At 43.9% G+C, this 19302-nt stretch carries 21 protein-coding genes and 1 pseudogene; 13 read left to right on the forward strand and 9 right to left on the reverse strand.

The genetic code is table 11. The annotated features are described in order from the left end of the window. Position 1: 1 nt before the first annotated feature. From lptA to ACM0P2_RS03615, 5 genes are read right to left on the reverse strand one after another with little or no spacing between them, the layout of a single operon-like run. Positions 2 to 553, reverse strand: a complete 552-nt coding sequence (gene lptA, locus ACM0P2_RS03595; protein ID WP_159118418.1) for a lipopolysaccharide transport periplasmic protein LptA — start codon at positions 551 to 553, stop codon at positions 2 to 4. Continuing rightward, positions 522 to 1100, reverse strand: a complete 579-nt coding sequence (gene lptC, locus ACM0P2_RS03600; RefSeq protein WP_159118419.1) for an LPS export ABC transporter periplasmic protein LptC — start codon at positions 1098 to 1100, stop codon at positions 522 to 524. Before lptC ends, lptA begins: the two co-directional genes overlap by 32 nt. Next, positions 1097 to 1645, reverse strand: a complete 549-nt coding sequence (gene kdsC, locus ACM0P2_RS03605; RefSeq protein WP_120960760.1) for a 3-deoxy-manno-octulosonate-8-phosphatase KdsC — start codon at positions 1643 to 1645, stop codon at positions 1097 to 1099. The genes lptC and kdsC overlap by 4 nt, the downstream gene beginning before the upstream one ends. Continuing rightward, the gene (locus tag ACM0P2_RS03610; RefSeq protein WP_419227277.1) at positions 1646 to 2626 is read right to left on the reverse strand and encodes a KpsF/GutQ family sugar-phosphate isomerase; all 981 of its coding nucleotides are present in this window, start codon (positions 2624 to 2626) and stop codon (positions 1646 to 1648) included. It abuts the gene before it with no gap. Between the two features lie 2 nt (positions 2627 to 2628). Further along, positions 2629 to 3585 carry a calcium/sodium antiporter gene (locus ACM0P2_RS03615; RefSeq protein ID WP_419227278.1) on the reverse strand — a complete coding sequence of 319 codons (957 nt, stop codon included), beginning with the start codon at positions 3583 to 3585 and terminating at the stop codon, positions 2629 to 2631. A 607-nt stretch (positions 3586 to 4192) separates the two neighbouring features. Here ACM0P2_RS03615 and mlaF point away from each other — a divergent pair. The 7 genes from mlaF (at position 4193) to murA (ending at position 8902) form a co-directional block, all read left to right on the forward strand. Continuing rightward, positions 4193 to 4993 (forward strand): phospholipid ABC transporter ATP-binding protein MlaF, encoded by an 801-nt coding sequence (gene mlaF / locus ACM0P2_RS03620; protein WP_105930663.1) that lies wholly within the window; start codon positions 4193 to 4195, stop codon positions 4991 to 4993. Next, complete coding sequence (gene mlaE / locus ACM0P2_RS03625) at positions 4990 to 5766, forward strand: lipid asymmetry maintenance ABC transporter permease subunit MlaE (RefSeq protein ID WP_105930662.1); 777 nt, start codon at positions 4990 to 4992, stop codon at positions 5764 to 5766. The genes mlaF and mlaE overlap by 4 nt, the downstream gene beginning before the upstream one ends. A 9-nt stretch (positions 5767 to 5775) precedes the next feature. Then, a complete protein-coding gene (gene mlaD / locus ACM0P2_RS03630) occupies positions 5776 to 6249 on the forward strand; it encodes an outer membrane lipid asymmetry maintenance protein MlaD (protein ID WP_105930661.1) in 474 nt (157 codons plus the stop codon). A 120-nt stretch (positions 6250 to 6369) separates the two neighbouring features. Next, positions 6370 to 7035, forward strand: a complete 666-nt coding sequence (locus tag ACM0P2_RS03635; RefSeq protein ID WP_105930845.1) for an MlaC/ttg2D family ABC transporter substrate-binding protein — start codon at positions 6370 to 6372, stop codon at positions 7033 to 7035. Continuing rightward, entirely contained in the window at positions 7032 to 7340 is a 309-nt protein-coding gene (locus ACM0P2_RS03640) for an STAS domain-containing protein (protein ID WP_159118422.1), read from the forward strand. Before ACM0P2_RS03635 ends, ACM0P2_RS03640 begins: the two co-directional genes overlap by 4 nt. A 29-nt stretch (positions 7341 to 7369) precedes the next feature. Then, the gene (locus ACM0P2_RS03645) at positions 7370 to 7627 is read left to right on the forward strand and encodes a BolA family protein (RefSeq protein WP_012517351.1); all 258 of its coding nucleotides are present in this window, start codon (positions 7370 to 7372) and stop codon (positions 7625 to 7627) included. 12 nt (positions 7628 to 7639) lie between these two features. Continuing rightward, entirely contained in the window at positions 7640 to 8902 is a 1263-nt protein-coding gene (gene murA / locus ACM0P2_RS03650; protein ID WP_159118423.1) for a UDP-N-acetylglucosamine 1-carboxyvinyltransferase, read from the forward strand. Between the two features lie 78 nt (positions 8903 to 8980). Here the strand turns inward: murA and ACM0P2_RS03655 are convergent, their stop codons facing one another. The 3 genes from ACM0P2_RS03655 to ACM0P2_RS03665 all read right to left on the reverse strand — a co-directional run bounded on the left by ACM0P2_RS03655 (position 8981) and on the right by ACM0P2_RS03665 (position 12233). Further along, on the reverse strand, positions 8981 to 10051 hold the full coding sequence (locus tag ACM0P2_RS03655) for a trypsin-like peptidase domain-containing protein (protein ID WP_105930658.1): 1071 nt from the start codon (positions 10049 to 10051) through the stop codon (positions 8981 to 8983). 294 nt (positions 10052 to 10345) lie between these two features. Continuing rightward, positions 10346 to 11707: a DegQ family serine endoprotease gene (locus ACM0P2_RS03660; protein ID WP_159118472.1), complete on the reverse strand. Its 1362-nt coding sequence runs from the start codon at positions 11705 to 11707 to the stop codon at positions 10346 to 10348. Between the two features lie 88 nt (positions 11708 to 11795). After that, the gene (locus ACM0P2_RS03665; RefSeq protein ID WP_105930657.1) at positions 11796 to 12233 is read right to left on the reverse strand and encodes a ZapG family protein; all 438 of its coding nucleotides are present in this window, start codon (positions 12231 to 12233) and stop codon (positions 11796 to 11798) included. Between the two features lie 255 nt (positions 12234 to 12488). Here ACM0P2_RS03665 and zapE point away from each other — a divergent pair, with 255 nt between their 5' ends. From zapE to tnpC, 6 genes and pseudogenes are all read left to right on the forward strand, one after another. Further along, positions 12489 to 13586: a cell division protein ZapE gene (zapE, locus tag ACM0P2_RS03670; RefSeq protein ID WP_419227279.1), complete on the forward strand. Its 1098-nt coding sequence runs from the start codon at positions 12489 to 12491 to the stop codon at positions 13584 to 13586. A 332-nt stretch (positions 13587 to 13918) separates the two neighbouring features. After that, a complete protein-coding gene (locus ACM0P2_RS03675) occupies positions 13919 to 14641 on the forward strand; it encodes a YebC/PmpR family DNA-binding transcriptional regulator (RefSeq protein WP_105930655.1) in 723 nt (240 codons plus the stop codon). Positions 14642 to 14753: 112 nt separating this feature from the next. Beyond that, a pseudogene (locus ACM0P2_RS03680) lies at positions 14754 to 15287 on the forward strand (IS3 family transposase); the annotation flags it as partial. Between the two features lie 234 nt (positions 15288 to 15521). Then, positions 15522 to 15842: an IS66 family insertion sequence element accessory protein TnpA gene (tnpA, locus tag ACM0P2_RS03685; RefSeq protein WP_159120620.1), complete on the forward strand. Its 321-nt coding sequence runs from the start codon at positions 15522 to 15524 to the stop codon at positions 15840 to 15842. After that, entirely contained in the window at positions 15839 to 16189 is a 351-nt protein-coding gene (gene tnpB, locus ACM0P2_RS03690) for an IS66 family insertion sequence element accessory protein TnpB (protein WP_008305429.1), read from the forward strand. The genes tnpA and tnpB overlap by 4 nt, the downstream gene beginning before the upstream one ends. Before the next feature lie 86 nt (positions 16190 to 16275). Further along, positions 16276 to 17778, forward strand: a complete 1503-nt coding sequence (tnpC, locus tag ACM0P2_RS03695) for an IS66 family transposase (protein WP_419226713.1) — start codon at positions 16276 to 16278, stop codon at positions 17776 to 17778. A gap of 235 nt (positions 17779 to 18013) precedes the next feature. Here tnpC and ACM0P2_RS03700 read toward each other — a convergent pair whose 3' ends face one another. Next, on the reverse strand, positions 18014 to 19252 hold the full coding sequence (locus ACM0P2_RS03700; protein WP_419227280.1) for a hypothetical protein: 1239 nt from the start codon (positions 19250 to 19252) through the stop codon (positions 18014 to 18016). Positions 19253 to 19302: the final 50 nt, after the last annotated feature.

A 19302-nucleotide genomic window follows, 5' to 3' on the forward strand; every position in this document is an offset into this window, starting at 1 on the left:
GCTATTTGTTGTCCTCACTATCTTTGTCTTGCTTTTTCGATGTTTTACGAATGGTGTCAGGCGTAAATACCGTCGTAACGCGACCTTCACCATCTTCTCCGCTGCCGCCAGTAGCAAGCAATTGCTCGGTAATCATATCAAATGTAATGTTGTCACCTTGCACTTTACTCGTGTCTTGCTGAAGTTCGGCATTGCCAGCGAGAGAAATGGTGCGGTTAATAACCTCGTAACGAATTTCATTGGCTTTTGCCGAAACAGGCGTGCCGTCTTCTAAAGTTTGAGAGTAGCTCGCCGGTTTGCCTCTAGCGATGAAAATTTCACGACCGCTACCTTCACTGGCGATAACTTCAACTTCGTCCGCTTCAATCAGTAGTGAACCCTGTGTGATGAGAACGTCTTCTTTATAAAGTGCAGTCTTGTTTTTCCCATCAATAAACTGGGTGTTTGAACCTATTTTTATGGGCTGCGAAAAGTCGTCTTCGCTCGCGATCACCGCACCGCTAGCGATGGCAAGAAAAAGGCTAGTTGCTAGGGGAATAAGTGGTTTGTACATGATCTAATAGCTCGTATTCTTGTGTGCGTAAATTCGCGTTAAACCCATTGCTCAAAATAACGTACTGAGTACCTTGTATTTCAACGGGCTGGTCAGAAGTCATTTGTTTGGTGTCCAAATTTATTTGAATATATTCGGTTGATAAGCTTTGGACAAAATCATCGCTCGTTTGGTTCTCAATAACAACGCGATTTTCCAGCTGAATAAGCTCGTTGTTGTAGAGTGTGCCTTCTTTAGCCGTAACAACCCAAGGAGACGTTGCATTTTCGGTATAAAGGGTATATCTAGGTTGTTGAAACAAGACAAAACCTAGTTGGTCGTAATGCTCCATTGATTCAGCAAAAACCTTATGGTTCAGCTCCCCCTCTTGATTGTAGAGGGTCGTGGTTAAATTTTTCGCTTTATAAGTGGGCTTTAATGCGTCATTTTCACCACTGCTCTGCGCTTCTGGCTCCTCTTCCATCCATGTTGGTACATACATCAACATCGCTAGAATAAAAAGCGAAGATATACTGAGTCCTAAGCGATTAAAGCCAAATTGGCTCATACACTTGCTCCGAATATTTCATTCGCCACACCCTTGGCTTGTAAAATGGTGTCCGATATTTCACGAACCGCACCAAACCCCCCCGGGAGTGTGGTAATCCAGTTGGCTTGTTTAGCGACAAAAGGATGCGCATCGGCAACCGCAATCTTGACTGCTACATGCTTAAACATACCTGTGTCAGGCATATCATCGCCAACTGCTGCCACGTCATCGGCATTTAGTTCGAGATTTTCCATTAGTGCGCTCAAAGCCTCGGCCTTGTTTTCCTCACCTTGAATAATGTGCGCCACATTCAATGCTTTCATTCTGTTTTCAACAATGGCTGAACGACGACCCGTGATGACAGCGACATTAACATTATGGCTTACCAAGGCTTTGACGCCGTAGCCATCTCGCGTATGAAAGGCCTTTAGTTCTTCGCCCGCATTGCCTAAATAAATTCGGCCATCTGAAAACACACCATCCACATCACATACCAATAATTTAATCTTCGATAGTTGAGTGAAAAGTGTGTCATTCATTTCTGTGTATAAGGTTGCTGGCATTTATAGCACTCCCGCTTTGAGTAGCATATGCATATTAAAGGCTCCCACGGGTTTGCGCTGAGAATCTGTTACCATAAGCGCACTGATTTTATGGGCTTCCATCAAGTTAAGCGCCTCTACAGCGAGTTGCTCAGAAGTGGTTGTTTTACCGCCTTTTGTCATTACACTTTCAACCGAGGCACCGTGAACGTCAATACGAGCGTCTAGAATTCGGCGTAAATCACCGTCAGTGAATACACCAGTAAGTGTACCATCAGAGGCAATAACGCCCGTCATCCCAAGGCCTTTTTTGGAAATTTCAAGAAGTGCGTCAGCCACTGAAGCATTCAAACTAACAAGCGGAATATCGCTACCAGTAAGCATGATGTCATGCACTTTAAGCAACAGCTTTCTTCCTAGACTCCCCCCCGGGTGTGACAATGCGAAATCGTCAGACGTGAACCCTTTCTGATCGAGAAGAGCCACAGCAAGCGCATCGCCCATAACTAAGGTGGCCGTGGTGCTTGATGTAGGGGCTAGGCCTAATGAGCAGGCTTCTTTATCCACACTGATATCGAGCACTACATCAGCGTGTTGGCCTAATGAACTTGACGCGCTGTTTGTCATCGCTACCACTTGAATTCCCAGTCTTTTAACGACTGGCAGCAAGTTAACTAATTCGTTTGTTTCACCAGAATTAGAAATAGCTAATAAAACATCACCCTTACTCAACATTCCCAAGTCACCATGATTGGCTTCACCAGGGTGCATGAAAAAAGCGGGTGTGCCTGTACTTGCCAGCGTGGCAGCGATTTTGTTTCCTATATGCCCAGATTTCCCCATTCCGCTAACAACAACTTTTCCCTTGCAGTGGTATAGAATATCGCATGCTGCAATAAAATTGTCGTTTAAACGTTCTGCAAGGTTCGCTATAGCGTGCGTTTCAATGTCGATAACGCGTTTTGCTGAGTCGATATAGTTCATCTGAGTTTGTGTATTCATGATTATCCGAACAGCCAGAATTGGTAGCCAATGAAGCAAGCAAGAAGTATAAATCCATTCGTTCTTGATATTGTACGCTTACCGATTAAATCAAAGCTGAACAAGAATAGCAGTAGCGTTAGTCCAAGCATTACGTACATATCTCGATTATAGACATCTGGATCCAACAAGCCTGGCGCTATTAACCCCGGCATTCCAAGTACGGCGAGCAGGTTGAAGATATTAGAACCAATAATATTACCAAGGGCTAAATCATCCTCACCTTTGAGTACGCCGGCAATGCTTGCAGCAAGTTCTGGAAGGCTGGTGCCAAAAGCAATGATAGTTAAACCAATCACCAAGTCAGATATCCCCATATACCTTGCAATTTCTACAGCGGAGTTCACCAAAAAATGTGCACTCAGGGGCAAAATGACCAGACCCACACCAATCCATATAAGCGCAGATGTATTTGAAACGCCTTTAGGTATTTCGTCAGCTGTTTCAGCTATCAACGGGTCTTCTTTGTCTACTTGTAGCGACAGCCAGGCCATCATGGCTAATACAAAAATAAACAGAGCAAGTAGAATAATGCCCTCGTAAGACTTAAGTTCGCCATCGAACAAAAAGCCGATAGCAATAAGGGAAATAATAAGAAGAGCCGGAAGCTCTCGCTTTAACGTTGTTGATGAAACAATCAGCGGCTTAACCAATGCTGTTATGCCAAGGACAAGAGCGACGTTGGTAATGTTCGAGCCCAGCGCGTTTCCTACAGCGGTATTCATATTACCATTTACAGAGGCAATGGCGGATACCACGATTTCAGGCGCAGAAGACCCCATAGCGACAATCGTTAAACCGATCATCATAGGTGAAATACCGATGTTCTTTGCTAGCGCTGAAGCACCATAAACAAAACGGTCAGCGCTCCAACTAAGTACAATCAGCCCAATAAGAAAAATGACGATGTTTAAAAGCACAACAACCTGTAATAAAAAGTATTTCGCTAGATTGTCGCAAAAAGAGTGCCATTTGCCTATGCTCGCATTACTTTATTTTTATCAAATGCTGCGAAATGGTAAAAACCTGTGTTAAATGAAGAGTAAATCGACAAATTAGTCCTCGTTCGTTGCCTTTGATTGGCAGCGATAGCAGCAACACTGCATGTTGGTGTTCAGTTTCCATTAACAAACTATCAAATACGATAGACGTGCTCACTCACTTTCGACTTGTTGTCTTATATAAGAAGTGCGCTTGAGCGCGCGTGACCTTACATTCGTCTTAATCGAACATAACTTGTAACTTTTTGACTTTTGCGAGGGGCTTGAAAAAGCGTACAATGACACTAAATCACATCGCCCAGCCACGACTTTTTACCAATCGTGTTGATAAACTACACTGCCGAGTAAACTTTATTGGTATTATGTGTTCTTAAAGTAAACTCAAGAGTATACATTTACAGTAAAATGTTTAAGGCATAGAAATTGAATACGCTAGGCAACCTATTCAATTACTCTTTTAAAAGTGCAGTGTGGGTGAAATTTTTACAGCCACTTTCTTTCGTCAGGGGTCGACATTTAAGTACTTATGGATCATTTAGTTGAAGTAGATAACCTAACTTTCAAGCGTGCTGACCGCGTTATATATGACGGCATTTCGCTCAAAGTACCCAAAGGTAAAATTACTGCGGTAATGGGGCCTAGTGGTATAGGTAAAACAACGTTGCTGCGCCTTATTGGCGGGCAGTTAACGCCAGATGAAGGCGACGTGAGATTCGATGGTGACTCGATTGTTTCTATGTCGAGAAAGTCCCTTTACAACACGCGCCGAAGAATGAGTATGCTGTTTCAGAGCGGCGCACTTTTCACCGACATGAGCGTGTTCGACAATGTTGCGTTTCCGCTTCGCGAGCATACCAAGTTATCTGAAGATATTATCGCGACCATTGTCGCTTTAAAGCTACAGGCTGTGGGATTGCGCGGTGCTGCTCAACTTATGCCAAGCGAATTATCTGGTGGTATGGCGCGCAGGGCTGCACTTGCAAGAGCGATAGCGCTTGATCCTGATTTAATCATGTATGACGAGCCATTTGCAGGCCAAGACCCTATTTCCATGGGGGTCTTAGTAAAGCTTATTCGTGAGCTTAACGATGCGCTTAGCCTAACAAGTATCGTTGTTACTCATGACGTAACCGAAGTACTCACTATTGCAGATTATATTTATATACTGGCTGATAAGCGCGTAATAGGTGAGGGTACGGCTCAAGAAATCAAAGAAAGTGATTCTGAGCTGGTACAACAGTTCTTAAAAGGTAAAGCAGATGGTCCAGTGCCATTTCACTACCCTGCACCTGATTTGAAAACGAGTTTTTTGGGGGGCGATAAATGAAGTACTTCCAGTCAGTCGGTGCAAAAACGATCGCTAAAATAACTTCAATTGGACGTGCCACATTAATGCTGTTCGGTGCGCTAGTGGCAGTTCCTCGCGTTAAAAATATTCCGTTAGTGATCAAGCAGCTTTATGTTGTAGGCGTGCAGTCGCTCCTAATTATCATGGTATCTGGTTTGTTCATTGGCATGGTGATGGCGCTCCAAGGCTATACAATTTTGGTTGATTATGGCGCTGAAGGGAGCTTAGGTCCTATGGTGGCTTTGTCGCTACTGCGGGAACTGGGCCCGGTTGTGACTGCATTGTTGTTTGCTGGTCGTGCTGGCTCAGCGTTGACAGCTGAAATAGGCTTAATGAAAGCCACAGAGCAATTAAGCAGCTTAGAAATGATGGCGGTAGATCCGCTTAGGCGTATTGTGGCTCCTCGCTTTTGGGCTGGAATGATTGCCATGCCAATGCTGGCGATTATTTTTAGCGCCATTGGTATCCTAGGCGGGCATTTGGTCGGCGTGGATTGGTTGGGCGTTGATGCGGGCAGCTATTGGTCAATTATGCAATCAACAGTAGATTGGAACCAAGATGTCATAAACGGCGTAATAAAAAGCCTCGTGTTTGCCTTAGTTGTGACGTGGATTGCCATATTTAAAGGTTACGATTCTATTCCGACATCGGAAGGGATCAGCAAAGCGACTACTGAAACAGTGGTCTATTCATCATTAGCAGTATTAGGGCTGGACTTCGTGCTTACCGCCCTTATGTTTGGTATCGAGTAGGGGTTAGGAATGAGTAAGTATAAAACGGAAGTGATGGTTGGTATGTTTGTCATGCTTACAATAGGTGCATTGTTACTATTAGCACTTAAAGTGGCAAATCAAACGGTAGCGACCGAAGGTGACACCTACACGTTATATGCAAAGTTCGACAATATTGGCGGGCTGAAACCAAGATCTGCAGTGAAAGTAGGTGGTGTTACGGTTGGTCGTGTGTCGTCAATTTCTTTGGACCAGGAAGATTTCACTCCTGTGGTAGAGCTATCTATCCTCAACGAATACAACGGCTTTCCTGAAACCAGTTCAGTATCTATTTTGACTTCAGGCTTATTAGGCGAGCAGTACGTTGGTTTTCAGCCAGGGTTCTCGTTTGACGGTGTGGCAAACTTACAAGATGGCGATTACCTGCAAGATACTAAGTCAGCGTTGGTTCTTGAAGATTTGATTGGTCAGTTCTTGTTTAACCGCGGTAGTGACGAAAACTAATCGTTGCCCATTATATTGCTTGCACAGCATACAGTTACCAATGAATTACAGCAACTTGATGAAACTAATTTGACGGTAATCAGGTCTGCTAAACAGAGTTTGAAGGTAGGAGATAAAATTTTGAAAAAGATCATAGCAGCCATTGGCATCTTTATGATGTCGATAACGAGCGTAGTGAATGCGCAAGAAGTGAATGAGCAAAACCCGTATGAATTGGTGCAGGATGTAGCAAATCGTACGTTTGAACGTATTAAGGCTAATCAGGAGGCTATCAAAGCCGATCCAGAAATGCTTCGTACGATCATGGAAGAGGAACTAGTGCCGCATATCGATTATAAATTTGCGGCATTTATGGTGTTGGGTAAACACTTTAAATCGGTGCCTCAAGAGAAAATGGGCGAATACATCAGTGTGTTTCGACAATATTTAATTACTTCTTATGCAGTTGCGATGGGGTATTACGATAATCAAGAGGTGATATTCGAGCCAGAGTCATCTTTTGATGATAAAAAATCAGTAACGGTGCGTGCCGTAGTACAAGACCCCAGCCGTCCAGAAATTAAAATTGCGTTTAAAGTGCGTAAAGACAGTAAAACGAATGAGTGGAAAGCGTACGACATGGTTGCCGAAGGCATTAGCATGTTGAATAGTAAGCGTAGCGAGTTCGAATCAATTCTTCGTCAAGAAGGCATAGATTCTGTGATTGCTTTAATGCGCGATAAAATTGGTAAGCCGGTTGAATTAAAACAAGGTGAGCCGATTGAAATCGAGGGAGAGGCTGAGTGAGCCTCTTTGAGATAAACGACAAAGGTAACGTGATTGTTCACGGTCAACTTGACCGTGACACTTTGTCAAAGAATTTCTGGGAAAGCCTGAGCAGTAACGAGCGAGGCACCCTGCAGCAAAACAAACGTTGCACTCTGGATTTGAACGATGTCGAACGTGCAGACAGTGCCGGTTTGGCGTGGCTTATCAATGCCGTTAGGGATGCAGAACAAAATGGTGTTAGCATAACACTCAGCAAAATACCGGAAAAGCTTCAAAAGCTTGCAAAAATCAGCAATGCAGATAGCTTTTTACCTGTAGAATAAACACCAGTTAGCGAATTAAGAAGTAAGTTATGGAATTGTCTGAAATTGAAAAAATCTTGAAAGATGCCTTAGACCTTCACGAAGTACATGTGAAAGGAGAGGGATCGCATTTTAATATTATTGCTGTAAGCGATGCGTTTAATGAAATGAGCCGCGTAAAGCGTCAGCAAGCTGTTTATGCGCCCTTAGCTGATAAGATTGCAGATGGCAGCATGCACGCAATCACAATCAAGACGTTTTCGGTTAAGGACTGGGAGCGCGAGCGCCAGTTCAATATCCCTCAATAATAGGCGCAGCTTGTGGATAAACTTGTAATAAAAAAGGGCCCAGCGCTAAACGGCACGGTTCGTATTTCTGGTGCTAAAAATGCGGCTCTTCCATTGTTGATGACAAGCCTGCTTACTGACTCTCCTTGTCGATATACTAATGTTCCTCGTCTTCGCGATATCAATACCACCACTGCGCTATTACGCGAGCTGGGCGTCGAAATTGCTCAACCTGCACCTAACGACATCGTTATTGATTCGAGTACGCTGGAGAGCGTGACTGCATCGTATGATTTAGTGCGTACTATGCGAGCGTCTATTTTAGTTCTAGGCCCTCTACTTGCGAAACAGGGTAAGGCAAACGTGTCTTTACCCGGTGGCTGTGCTATTGGTGCTCGCCCGGTCAATCTTCATTTAACTGGCCTTGAAAAAATGGGCGCTAAAATAGAAGTTGATGAAGGCTATATTCGTGCAGAAGTTGACGGACGCTTAAAAGGCGCGCGCATCTTTATGGATATGGTAAGTGTTGGCGCCACAGAAAACTTGCTTATGGCTGCGGCGTTGGCAGACGGTACGACGGTGCTAGAAAACGCTGCACGCGAGCCTGAAATTGTAGATTTAGCAAATTGCCTTATTCAAATGGGCGCAAAAATTAGTGGCGCTGGAAGTGACAAAATTACTGTTGAAGGAGTGGAAACGCTAAACGGCTGTGACTATGCCGTGCTACCTGATCGTATTGAGACGGGGACCTTCCTTGTTGCTGCTGCTGTTACTGGCGGAAAGGTTCGCTGTACCCATGCCGCGCCTGATACGTTAGATGCCGTGCTAGACAAGCTAGAGCAAGCTGGCGCTAAAATTACGACTGGTGATGACTGGATTGAACTCGATATGGAAGGGCGAAAGCCACAGGCAGTGAGGGTAAAAACCGCCCCTCATCCAGCTTTTCCTACCGATATGCAGGCCCAGTTTGTTACTTTAAACTGTGTTGCAGAAGGCACAGGTGTTATTACCGAGACCATTTTCGAAAACCGTTTTATGCATGTGCCTGAATTACAGCGCATGGGTGCTGAGATAGCGCTAGAGGCTAACTCTGCTGTTTCGAAAGGAAGCTCACGCTTAAAAGGTGCGCCCGTTATGGCAACTGACCTTCGCGCATCAGCAAGCTTGGTTATAGCCGGTCTCATCGCAGATGGGGAAACTCATGTGAATCGTATTTATCACCTTGACCGTGGTTATGAAGCTATTGAAGAAAAGCTCAGAGGTTTAGGTGCAAATATCGAGCGAGTGAAAGAATAAGCGAGAAGTCGTTATTCAGATAAAAGAAAAGCGCCTTTTGGCGCTTTTCTTTTATCGATAAAGTGAAACAACAGACTTCTACTGACTCGCGCGAAGTTCTCCAACCGTAGCTGTTAAGGTTAAAGAGGTACCGTCTCGGCTAAGTTCAATCTCAAGCTCTGTGCCCGGCTCTGTTTCAGCAATCATATCTAAGGTTTTAGACGCACTTTCCAGTCTTACTCCGTCAATTGCTACTATGATGTCGCCGGGACGAATGCCAGCGATGTCTGCTGGGCTACCCTTTGCTACCGCCGACACATCGATGCCAGGACGGTTGCGATTTTCACCACCTACGAAGCCGAGCTGACCGCGTATTACACGGCCATTACTGATAATTTCATCCATTACCCGTTTAGCAAGTTCATAAGGTACCGCAAAGTTAATTCCGTCTACATTGCGGACGCGGTTATTTGAATCGAGAACTTGGAAGTTAGCATTAGTAATACCCAACAATATGCCGTTGCTATCTACTAATGCTCCGCCGGAGTTACCTTGGTTGAGTACCGCATCAGTCTGAATAAAATCCACATAGTTGGAAAGTCCGTTTCGTCCTGCTCTGCTTACGATCCCCTGCGTAATTGTCTGACCTAAGTCGAATGGGTTACCGATAGCCATTACCACATCACCTACATGAGTATCTGGTTCTGGGACTTGAGGAATAATATGAAGGTTATCTGCAGTAACTTTTAGAACCGCTAGGTCTGTAAGCGGATCTGTACCGATAATTTGTGCTTCAAGAATACGGCCATCTTGAACTGCTACGTAAATGCTGTCGGCGTTTGCAACTACGTGGTGACACGTAAGTAGGTAGCCGTTTTCAGTCATGATCACGCCAGAGCCCAAGTTAGTTCGACCGCGCGATTGATTTCTAAAAAGCCCGGAACCATTCTCAATGCTTACGCTATAAATATTGACGACGGCTGGTGCAGAGCGGCTGAGCGCAGTGAAATAGCTTTCACGATTAGCACTTACTGATACATCAGTGAAAAAGCCTTGAGCCAGCCCTTTACCTTGTCGAAGTTCTGGAACAAAAATCAAAAGCAACGCTGCAACGGCAACGCCGAGGAGAACAGATTTTAATAAGAAATTTATTATTGAGCGGCCAGTCACAAGTCACACTTATCGTTTTCTGTCGCACTTACTCTAAACGCACTATTTTTGTGGTGCGACATCATAAAAAAGCGCGACGTTTTTAAATTATCATTCTTAACATAAAGGATATCACTTAATTGAATAAACTACCGTAATGAAAAGCAAATTTAGTGCAATCGAATTTGAATTATCATTTCCCTTCAATGGTGTCAGACAAACTGTTCACGTTTGCCATATTCTAGTATTCAAATAAAAACGGCGCTTTAAAGAAGCGCCGTTTTCTATTAGTCAAACTTTCAATCTAGCCTAAAGCTATTGTCTGATAACCAAGTACAATGTTGAATTACCGCGTTTCACGTTAAGCGCAATAACACCTTTCGCTTCATCTAGTGCATTTCTGAACTCAGCCACGGTAGATGTGCGAACTCGGTTAACACCTATGATCACGTCTTCAGACTGTAAACCAATGCGCGCCGCTGGTGCACCACGTTCAATGTCAGACACTACAACACCGGCATTACCCGCGTCATCAGTACCGTTTGCGAGCGTTGCACCCTCAAGCGCTGGGTGTATTTGAGCCGCAGTAACAGTGGTATCTGCCGCATCATCTAGCACCACATCTACCTTCATTTTCTTACCTTTGCGCATAACAGTAAGCTCAACTTCAGCGCCGGCCCCCATGCTTGCAATCTTAGCTCGCAACTCTTGGAAGCTGTTAAGTTTACGTCCATTTATAGCGGTAATAATATCACCCGCTTGAATTCCACCTTTTTCTGCTGCTGAATCAGGCTGCACCTCACTAACGAATGCACCAATGTTAACCTCAGCATTCATGGCTTCAGCCAGACCCGCATCGATGTCACTACCAAGAATACCTAACAGGCCGCGTCTTACTTCACCAAACTCAGCAATCTGATCAACTAAACTCTTCATCATGTTTGCTGGAATGGCAAAGCCGATACCAACGTTTCCGCCGTTGGGACCAAAAATTGCGGTGTTAATTCCAACGAGTTCGCCACGTAGGTTAACCAGTGCACCGCCCGAGTTACCTCGGTTGATTGCGGCGTCAGTTTGAATGAAATCTTCGTACCCGCCAATGTTTAAACCTGAACGACCTAATGCGCTAACAATACCTGAGGTGACTGTTTGCGATAGACCAAATGGGTTACCAATTGCTACCACAAAGTCGCCCACACGCAGGGCATCTGAGTCGGCTAATGGCAGTGCTTTCAAATCGTCCGGATCAATTTTCAGTAGCGCGATATCGCTTTGTTCATCTGAACCCAGCTTCTTCGCTTTGAACTCACGACCATCCGTTAATTTGACGGTGATTTCATCCGCGTTATCAACTACGTGGTTATTGGTTACTACGTAACCTTTGTCCGCATCAATTATGACCCCAGAACCTAGACCTCGGAAAGGACGTTCCTGAACTTGCTCTTGCGGTGCACCAAAGAAGTAGCGAAACATTTCTGGTACACGCTGTGTAGAAGTTTGCGTGCCTTCTACAGCAATACTTACTACGGCAGGCGTCGCCTCTTCCAGCATGGGTGCTAGAGAGGGAACTTCATCTTTTTTATCTGAAAAGAACGGTAACGCCGCCTGTGTGTTAGCAGTAAAGCCCAGTGAACTTACAACAACGGCAGACGCCAATAGACAATGGCGGAAAGACATTTTCATGTTCGCTTACACTCCTTCATGTTATATGCGACATAGCATGGTTTCACTAAAAGAGTCCGAGGTCGTGATAAAGTTCCCGATGTTACTGTTTTTCTGCGTTATTCTGCTCAGAACCACCGACGAACAACCCAGAACCTGAGTTTGCAAAGTCCTTTGGCTGTGTGTCAGAAACACGGTTAACTTTAGACTTATCTGAACCTTTTAGATTATTACGTAAATAGGTTGTGGCTTGCTCCCCGTAGAACGGGACTTTGCTGCCTTCTTCTTCACCGCCTTGCTCGAGCAGTGTTTCGTACTCATCAATCTGTTGCTTTAATGTTTCGCACTGACTTTCAATGCTCTCTAAACTCTGACGAGTTTGATGAATGTGATGCTGTGCTTGCTGTGCAAGGATCTCTTTAACTTGCTTCTCAGTTTGTGCAGCACTGCCTGCGCCCTGCTTTTGCTGAAAAAAGCGACCTACAAAAAAGCCAATAATTAAACCAACAACTAATAAAGCAAGAGATACTAACAATTCCATTATATTCTCCGAATAAATCTACATCGCGCAGCCGACATTTTGTTGTACGATCTAAAAGCTGCTTTCGACCATAAGCTGAATATAGCAAGGTCAAACCCGAAAAGCGCATACATAGTCACATTTATTCAGTGTATGTCGAATTTCAATGTGAGATTCTACCGTGATTTCCATTAAAATTAAGGTCATAATTGAGAAATTCAAGCAGGTCGGTGCAGCAAGTGCCACTATTGACTTTTGTACGGAGTGAATTCGGCGATGACGCCATGGGAAAAATATCAGCTAGATCTTCAGTCGTCTGATTTTCATTACGACGCAGCACAAGAAAATGCAGTAAAAGAACTTCAACGTTTGTTCGACGAACTGACTCAGCCTGAAAAGAAAACAACGTGGCGGGTGAAGTTAAAAGCAGCATTTGGTAAAGGCCACGCCAAACCAGGTATTCAAGGTATCTACTTCTACGGAGGAGTAGGGCGAGGCAAAACCTACCTTGTTGATACTTTCTACGATTGTCTCCCATTTGAAAAGAAGATGCGTGTTCACTTTCACCGTTTTATGTATCGTGTACACGACGAATTAAAGCAGCTCAAAAGCGCCCAAGACCCGCTAAAGTTAGTGGCCGCCAAGCTAGCAAAAGAAGCGCGGGTAATATGCTTTGACGAGTTTTTCGTGTCTGATATAACCGATGCCATGATTTTAGGCACGTTGATGGAAGAGCTGTTTGGGCACGGTATTGTGCTGGTGGCGACTTCGAACATAGTACCTGACGATTTATATAAAAACGGATTGCAACGTGCGCGGTTTTTACCAGCCATCGACTTACTAAATCAGAATACCCGTGTGGTAAATGTTGATAGCGGTATTGATTATCGTCTTAGAACGTTAGAGCAAGCCGAAATTTATCACTACCCACTTGATGAAGAAGCCACCGAGAACTTGCATAGCTACTTTTCTCAGCTAGCGCCAGAAGAGGGCTCTCAAGGCGAAGACATTGAGGTGAACAATCGCAAAATACCAACGCTTAGAAATGCTGACGGGGTATTGATGATAGATTTTAAAGCCCTGTGTGGAGGTCCTCGCAGCCAAAGTGATTATATCGAGTTAAGCCGTTGTTATCATTCTGTGCTATTAGCCAATGTTATGGAAATGGGTCAACATAATGACGATGTGGCGCGCCGTTTTATTGCCATGGTAGATGAGTTCTACGAGCGAAACGTGAAGCTAATCATTTCGTCAGAAGTTGCGTTGGAAAGCCTGTATACCGAAGGACTACTTAACTTTGAGTTCAGGCGCTGTCTCAGCCGCTTAAAGGAAATGCAGTCACACGACTACCTAGCAACCGAACACTTGCCGTAAACACAAGTGTGTGGGGTCAGAGTACATTTTGAACTCATTGAAAATGTGAATTCTATTTACCTGTAGCCTTTCTAGGGGCGTTCACATTGGTATTACATGAAAATTAAGGTAGAATTTCGCCCAAATTTTTGTGTTGCTTAGCCTGCCGTTATTTTGGGCAATGTTTCGCTTGGTAATTTTAAGCACTGTCGCGCTGCGCCATTTAAGAAACGTCGCGTTCGGCAATGTTACCAAGTCAGGCAGAGCGACGCAGCCTGGTTTAATGGTCAGGCAAATAGTAGCCCGATAAAACCCAACGCAGCATTTCAAATTGCGAGAAAGAGAATTTTAAGATGGGAAGAGCATTCGAAGTACGTAAAAACGCCATGGCAAAAACTGCCGGCCAAAAAACTAAAGTTTATTCTAAATACGGTAAAGAAATTTACGTATGTGCGAAAAATGGTGGTGCCGACCCAGACACTAACCTTTCACTTCGCCGCCTAATGGAAAAAGCAAAGAAAGACCAAGTACCAAGCCACGTTATTGAAAAAGCGATAGATAAAGCCGCTGGCGGCGCAGGCGAAGACTTCCAGCCTATGCGTTACGAAGGCTTTGGCCCGGGTAACTGTATGGTTATTGTTGATTGCTTGTCTGACAACGCAAACCGTACCATTACTGAAGTGCGCAACTGCTTCACTAAAACTAATGCCAAGCTAGGTGCACAGGGTGCGGTATCGCACATGTTCGATCACCAGGCTGTTTTCCAATTTGAGGGTGACGACGAAGACGCCATCTTAGAAGTGCTAATGGAAGCAGACGTAGACGTAACTGAGGTTGAAGTTGAAGACGGTAAAGTAACCGTATATGCGCCGCACACCGAGTTTTACCAAGTAAAAACAGCGCTAACGGAAGCCTACCCAGACATTACTTTCATTGCAGAAGAAATGAGCTGGATGCCTCAGACTGAAACTGAGATTAGTGAAGAAGACATGCCGATGTTTGAAAAATTCATGGACATGCTTAACGATTGTGACGACGTACAAGACGTTTACCACAACGCGATTACGCCTAATTAATTGATTTGAGTAAATAAAACGTTTACTGGGATTAAATAAGTCGTTTACAGTAAATAAAGCGTTTAATAGATAGCTAAAGCCCACTTTAAAGTGGGCTTTTTTATTTTACGATAACGTGCTTGATAGGCAATTTACAGTAGCTACACCCAACAGATACTGGGTCACTGACATTACCTACATCCGCACTTACGAAGGCTGGCTCTAGCTTGCCGTCGTTTTAGACTTATACTCTCGCGCTGTCGTTGGTTGGTCGATGAGTTCTCACATGGAATCTGAGCTTGTTACTCAGGCGCTGCTAGCTGCGGTATGGCGACGAAAGCCCAAAAAGCAGGTACTTTTACATTCAGATCAAGGAAGTCAATTTACAGGTTATGAGTGGAGTCACTTCTTAACAGAGCATGATCTCAAGGCCAGCATGAGTCGCAGAGGAAACTGCCACGATAATGCGGTACCAGAGAGCTTCTTCCAACTACTTAAGCGAGAGCGAATAAAGAGAAAAATTTATACAACGCGTGAACATGCAAGAGCCGACATATTCGATTACATCGAAATGTTTTATAAATCTAGGCGCAAACATGGTGAAGCGAATAATATGCCTCCACTGGTTTATGAAAAGCTAGAAGAATCCAAACGAAAATCTGTCTAGTAAAGTCTGGTCGATTCATAACAAGCTTTCTCTAAACTTAAAGTGAAATTTATAACCTGTGTTGCAGTATGAACCGTGCTAAAAAATTTGCGACGCGAAAAAAATAGCGTCACCAATAACCGCTTCTCAGAAACTCTTACTGCTCCTCACTTTAGTGGTGTCCGTCCGGTAATCCCCACATTCAATTCATAAATTAGCTACGGCATGGTGTTCGCTTTGCAAAGGAGAATGACCATGCAGCAATATCAACGAAGAGAAGTGCAAGATTGGCTCAATTTATTTGAGCAACAAAAACAAAGCGGACTCACCGCAGTGGAGTTTTGTCGTCAGCAGCAGATTAACGTTCAAACTTATTATACCCGACGTCGCGATATTCGGCTTCAACGAACAAGTAGCAAGTTTGTTCAGGTGAACCGTGAAGTCACGAAGGTTGAATCCTACACCGAAGCAATGGGTGGCGAACTTCTCTTGCAACTTGGAAATGCCCAACTTACCGTGCCAACCAATATTAACCCTCACTGGGTTGCTACTGTGATGAAGGCATTGGCCGAATGAAGATGTTCGTAGAGCCTGCCGACATTTACCTGTACATGGATATCGTCGACTTCCGCAAATCGATTAATGGCTTAATTGTCGTGGTTGAGCAGGATATGAAACTGAATCCGTTTCGCGATGCGCTGTTCGTCTTCTGCAACAAAAAGCGCGATAAGGTCAAAATACTCTATTGGGATAAAACGGGCTTCGCACTCTGGTATAAACGCCTCGAAAAACATCGCTTTAAATGGCCTGTCGATGCGAACTTAAAACAGATGCATATGAGTGAACAGCAACTACAGTGGCTGTTATCGGGCTACGATGTCATAGGGCATCAGCCGTTGCACTACAACGCATCCGGCTTATAACCTGTGATCATAAGTAGCGATTAACGATCACGAAATAGTCTTAATAATGTAAGGTAATCAGCAGCTTAATACGGGATAATAGCGGTATGAACGAGAAAGAATACCAATCCCGCATCGCTGAACTTGAAGCGCTTCTTGAAGAGAAGCGCGCGCGGATTGCCTATTTAGAAGAACAGTTCCGTGTTGCCCAGCACAAGCAGTTCGGAAAAAGCACCGAAGGTCACCCTGGGCAAGGTGAGTTGTTCAATGAAGCGGAAGAATTAGTTGTTGAGGCTGAAACTGAAACAGCTGAAGAAGCGATTAGCTACACTCGTAAAAAGCCCACACGTAAATCGCTACCTAAAGACCTGCCTCGTGAAGTTATCGTTCACGATATTAGCGACGAAGAAAAAACCTGTGACTGCTGTTCGGGCGAATTACACCGCATTGGTGAAGATAAGGCAGAGACGCTTCAGTTTATCCCTGCTCAGGTAAAAGTGATTGAGCATGTTCGCCCTAAATATGCGTGCCGTACCTGTGAAAAGGGCGGTATCAGCAACACGATTAAACAAGCGCCCGTACCTCACAGCGTTATCCCAAAAGGTTATGCGACGCCAAGCTTATTAAGTCAAATCATTACCAGCAAATATCAGTATGGCTTACCGCTGTATCGACAAGAAGCGATGTTCAAACAGCATGGTATCGAATTAAATCGTAAGACGATGGCGGACTGGATAATCCGCTGTGCTGCGTTGTTTAAACCGCTTTACGAGCAGCTTCGTCAACACCTGTTAAAGCAAGCTGTTATCGCGGCGGATGAAACCACGCTGAAGGTGGTTGAATCTGATAAAGCGACTAGCTATATGTGGCTGTACGCCTGTGGTGCTGACTCACCTGGCGGAAATATACCTGGTACAGAGACACCCAATATCGTGCTGTACGACTATCACAATAGTCGCGCAGGGCAATGCGCGGTAAACTTCTTGAAAGGCTATAACGGCTACTTACAAGTGGATGGCTATCAAGGCTATGAGCAAACGCAAGCGACACTCATTGGCTGTTGGGCACATGCACGTCGTAAGTTCATGGAAGCCAAAAAAGGCGCAGGTAAAAAAGGCAGTGGCAAAGCAGACTGGGCACTCAATCACATCCAAAAGCTCTACCGCATCGAAACACAGTTAAAAGATAAAACAGTGGAAGAGCGCTATCTCATCAGACAAGAAAAAAGTCTGCCACTACTCAATCAGTTCCATACATGGCTCACAAAGTCAGTGCAACAGGTGTTACCGAAAACCAAATTAGGTGAAGCGATACAATACTGCTTGAACCAATGGGAAAAGCTTGTACGTTATACACTCGATGGGCTACTCAGTATTGATAATAATCGTGCTGAGCGCGCAATTAAACCGTTCGTCATCGGCCGGAAAAACTGGCTGTTTAGCCAAACTGCCACAGGCGCAAACGCCAGCGCAGTGCTCTACAGCATGATCGAAACTGCTAAAGCCAACGACCTCAATGTGTTCGAATATATGATGACTTGCCTTGACGAACTCAGCTTCCCCAACGTCGATATTGAGCAACTGCTACCATGGCAGTTTGCTAAGCGCTAGGTGGTATTGCCGGACGGATACCTTTAGTGTAGAATACAGCGACTATATCATCCAACGTGATTTTGACTTTGTCGCTTGAAACTCGAAGCTACCTCGATACTGGCAATTCAATTCTTTTTTTTAAACTGAAGATTATGGCAGCATGATCGTTCAGCGTGTAATTTGTGCAGGAGTGTTTATCCGGCTTATACTTTTTATGTCGTGCCTGACTTTATCGCTTAAAACTAACTATCACTTAGACTTTTGTTGTGTCTTTTTTTAAAAAAAGCTTCTTTAAAGAATAGGTTTTTTTACACACCGAAAATAAAAACCAGCAAGCAAAGATTACGAATATGAGCTGCCACAAGGAACTGAATGTATATACAATTATATCGCTTATCATCCAATTTCCTGCTTTCAACATAAAAAAGTTTTCATGAAGTATCGGGTAAACATCTTCGAAAAGGCGTTCTACTATCATATAAGTAAATAGGAAAACGAAAGCGGTACTCGACAAAGAATAAAGAAGCACAACCAGCGCCGTCTTGCGAGAAAGTTCTGGTGTTTTAAAGTCTAATTTTCTATTGCGCAACCAGTTTAGGGCCATCTGTTTAGAAACATCACGGAGATTTGCTACACCAATGTAATCCGAAGCAATCCAGTATCCGTCCATTCTAAAAAAAGGGTTCAAATTCCATAAAAACGCGATGTTCAAAAGGCTAATTGAGTAAAATAAAGCGCTATTGTTGTATAAAAAACATAACCATATAAGGGCAGAAGTGTAAATCAGTTGAAAATACATCCCTCCGACATCAACTATAAGTCTTTTGTTTCTCTCAAGCTTCCAAGACTCTGAAAGGTCTGCGTAGAAGACTAAAAAACAAACATACCAGCCCACGCCAATTTCCATATTTCGACATTGATATTTGTAAGCAGCACTGCTGTGACCAAATTCATGAAAAAATAGGCCAGCTGCTACCAATGCTATTGATAAAATTAAATCGTTAGAAGAAAGAAATTCGATAGTAAACGCAGATGATTCTAACGAAATTAAATAATAACTCTGAGACGCAATCGCGCTAGCTAGTAGCAAAGAGCAAATAACGGGATTGAAGAAAAAGCTTAAATATTTTGAAACTAAATTAACACCTGTTTTGCTTACAAGTCGGAAAGACAAAAGCATAGCTGATTTCTTAGTTGCTATGCCTCCCGCTGACGAGCGCTTCGATGTGTCTATGATCAAACCTTTTGGAATGAAGAACTCAAAGATTAGTTTTTCGAATTTTTTCCACTCCGGTTTTCCGCTTATTGCTTCGTACGATTTTCTAATAGCATTTAGGTCGCTCTTGCCGTCAAAAAGAAAAAGCAGCTCTCGCAACCAAATTGGTAGCCTGTAATTTTTGACGCCTTTGCCACAGTCTAGAGCAATCAGAAAGCTCTTTTTGCCCTCTGCATCGAACTCTCGCAATTGAGCATTTGGGTTGAACAAAAGCATTGCTTGTTACTCCTTTAAGGCTGATTTGCCAAATAATTACTAGTTAAAAA

Source organism: Alteromonas sp. OM2203 (assembly GCF_048517045.1).
Classification (GTDB): domain Bacteria; phylum Pseudomonadota; class Gammaproteobacteria; order Enterobacterales; family Alteromonadaceae; genus Alteromonas; species Alteromonas gracilis.

Bases quoted from the DNA above. Each gene is read 5' to 3' on its own strand.
- ACM0P2_RS03610 (WP_419227277.1), bottom strand. From the start codon at position 2,626: ATGAATACACAAACTCAGATGAACTATATCGACTCAGCAAAACGCGTT.
- mlaD (WP_105930661.1), top strand. From the start codon at position 5,776: ATGAGTAAGTATAAAACGGAAGTGATGGTTGGTATGTTTGTCATGCTT.
- mlaF (WP_105930663.1), top strand. From the start codon at position 4,193: ATGGATCATTTAGTTGAAGTAGATAACCTAACTTTCAAGCGTGCTGAC.
- ACM0P2_RS03665 (WP_105930657.1), bottom strand. From the start codon at position 12,233: ATGGAATTGTTAGTATCTCTTGCTTTATTAGTTGTTGGTTTAATTATT.
- lptC (WP_159118419.1), bottom strand. From the start codon at position 1,100: ATGAGCCAATTTGGCTTTAATCGCTTAGGACTCAGTATATCTTCGCTT.
- zapE (WP_419227279.1), top strand. From the start codon at position 12,489: ATGACGCCATGGGAAAAATATCAGCTAGATCTTCAGTCGTCTGATTTT.
- ACM0P2_RS03700 (WP_419227280.1), bottom strand. From the start codon at position 19,252: ATGCTTTTGTTCAACCCAAATGCTCAATTGCGAGAGTTCGATGCAGAG.
- mlaE (WP_105930662.1), top strand. From the start codon at position 4,990: ATGAAGTACTTCCAGTCAGTCGGTGCAAAAACGATCGCTAAAATAACT.
- tnpC (WP_419226713.1), top strand. From the start codon at position 16,276: ATGAACGAGAAAGAATACCAATCCCGCATCGCTGAACTTGAAGCGCTT.
- tnpB (WP_008305429.1), top strand. From the start codon at position 15,839: ATGAAGATGTTCGTAGAGCCTGCCGACATTTACCTGTACATGGATATC.
- lptA (WP_159118418.1), bottom strand. From the start codon at position 553: ATGTACAAACCACTTATTCCCCTAGCAACTAGCCTTTTTCTTGCCATC.
- ACM0P2_RS03660 (WP_159118472.1), bottom strand. From the start codon at position 11,707: ATGTCTTTCCGCCATTGTCTATTGGCGTCTGCCGTTGTTGTAAGTTCA.
- ACM0P2_RS03675 (WP_105930655.1), top strand. From the start codon at position 13,919: ATGGGAAGAGCATTCGAAGTACGTAAAAACGCCATGGCAAAAACTGCC.
- kdsC (WP_120960760.1), bottom strand. From the start codon at position 1,645: ATGCCAGCAACCTTATACACAGAAATGAATGACACACTTTTCACTCAA.
- ACM0P2_RS03645 (WP_012517351.1), top strand. From the start codon at position 7,370: ATGGAATTGTCTGAAATTGAAAAAATCTTGAAAGATGCCTTAGACCTT.
- tnpA (WP_159120620.1), top strand. From the start codon at position 15,522: ATGCAGCAATATCAACGAAGAGAAGTGCAAGATTGGCTCAATTTATTT.